Genomic DNA, 1,971 nt, shown 5'->3' with positions numbered 1-1,971 from the left:
CACCCGCGCAAAGAAAAACCCCCGAAGGTATTTCCTTCGGGGGTTTTGGTATTAAGAGCCTGGCGATGACCTACTTTCGCACAACAGCGAGGCTGCACTATCATCGGCGCTGAGTGGTTTCACTTCCGAGTTCGGGATGGGATCGGGTGGTTCCCACTCGCTGTGGTCGCCAGGCGGACCGGTGTAACCGCCGCGCTTTGTGGAGCGCGTTCGGTCATTGGAAAGTTGTCGTGTTGGGCATGTGCAGTTGTTTCGTGGGACCGCACCCAAACTGTTTGGGTGTTATATGGTCAAGCCTCACGGGCAATTAGTACGGGTTAGCTTCACACATTGCTGCGCTTCCACACCCCGCCTATCAACGTCGTAGTCTTCGACGGCCCTTCAGGGATCTCGAGGATCCAGGGGAATCTCATCTTGGGAGGGGCTTCCCGCTTAGATGCTTTCAGCGGTTATCCCGTCCGCACATAGCTACCCGGCAGTGCCACTGGCGTGACAACCGGAACACCAGAGGTGCGTCCACTCCGGTCCTCTCGTACTAGGAGCAGCTTCCCTCAAATTCCCGACGCCCACGGCAGATAGGGACCGAACTGTCTCACGACGTTCTAAACCCAGCTCGCGTACCACTTTAAACGGCGAACAGCCGTACCCTTGGGACCTGCTACAGCCCCAGGATGTGATGAGCCGACATCGAGGTGCCAAACTCCTCCGTCGATGTGGACTCTTGGGAGGAATCAGCCTGTTATCCCCGGAGTACCTTTTATCCGTTGAGCGATGGCCCTTCCATACAGAACCACCGGATCACTAAGACCTGCTTTCGCACCTGTTCGACGTGTCAGTCTCACAGTCAAGCACCCTTATGCCTTTGCACTCATAGCACGATTTCCGACCGTACCGAGGGTACCTTCGTGCTCCTCCGTTACTCTTTGGGAGGAGACCGCCCCAGTCAAACTACCCGCCACACACTGTCTCCGATCCGGATAACGGACCTGGGTTAGAACCCCAAGACTGCCAGGGTGGTATCTCAAGGATGGCTCCACCGGGACTGGCGTCCCGGCTTCGAAGCCTCCCACCTATCCTGCACAAGCAGCCTCAAAGTTCAGTGCGAAGCTGTAGTAAAGGTTCACGGGGTCTTTCCGTCTAGCCGCGGGTACACTGCATCTTCACAGCGATTTCAATTTCACTGAGTCTCGGGTGGAGACAGCGTGGCCATCGTTACGCCATTCGTGCAGGTCGGAACTTACCCGACAAGGAATTTCGCTACCTTAGGACCGTTATAGTTACGGCCGCCGTTTACCGGGGCTTCGATCAAGAGCTTCGGCCGAAGCCTAACCCCATCACTTAACCTTCCGGCACCGGGCAGGCGTCACACCGTATACGTCCACTTACGTGTTTGCACAGTGCTGTGTTTTTAGTAAACAGTCGCAGCCACCTGGTCACTGCAACCCCCTTCCGCTCCGGGCGCGAGGCCCTTCACGTACCAGGGGCGTACCTTCTCCCGAAGTTACGGTACTATTTTGCCTAGTTCCTTCACCCGAGTTCTCTCAAGCGCCTTAGGATTCTCACCCTGCCCACCTGTGTCGGTTTGCGGTACGGTTCCGCAGTACCTGAAGCTTAGAGGCTTTTCCAGGAAGTATGGCATCAATGACTTCCGCTCCGTGGAGCGTCGTCGTCACGTCTCGGAATTGTGTGCCCGGATTTGCCTAAGCACACTCCCTACACGCTTGAACCGGGACAACCAACACCCGGATCACCTAGCCTTCTTCGTCCCCTCATCGCAGTACTGCCAAGTACAGGAATATTAACCTGTTTCCCATCGACTACGTCCTTCGACCTCGCCTTAGGGGCCGACTAACCCTGCGCCGATTAACGTTGCGCAGGAAACCTGGGGCTTTCGGCGTGGGGGTTTTTCACCCCCATTATCGTTACTCATGTCAGCATTCGCACTTCTGATACCTCCAGCAGACCTCACGA

At 56.3% G+C, this 1,971-nt stretch carries 2 rRNA genes; both read right to left on the bottom strand.

The features are described from left to right. Positions 1-57: 57 nt before the first annotated feature. A 5S ribosomal RNA gene (rrf, locus tag GBG68_RS13840) occupies positions 58-174 on the bottom strand. Between the two features lie 112 nt (positions 175-286). Next, positions 287-1,971 (bottom strand): 23S ribosomal RNA (locus GBG68_RS13835); the annotation flags it as partial.

Source organism: Alkalilimnicola sp. S0819 (assembly GCF_009295635.1).
GTDB lineage: Bacteria > Pseudomonadota > Gammaproteobacteria > Nitrococcales > WHIW01 > S0819.
This window is presented reverse-complemented; position numbering and strand designations above follow the sequence as displayed.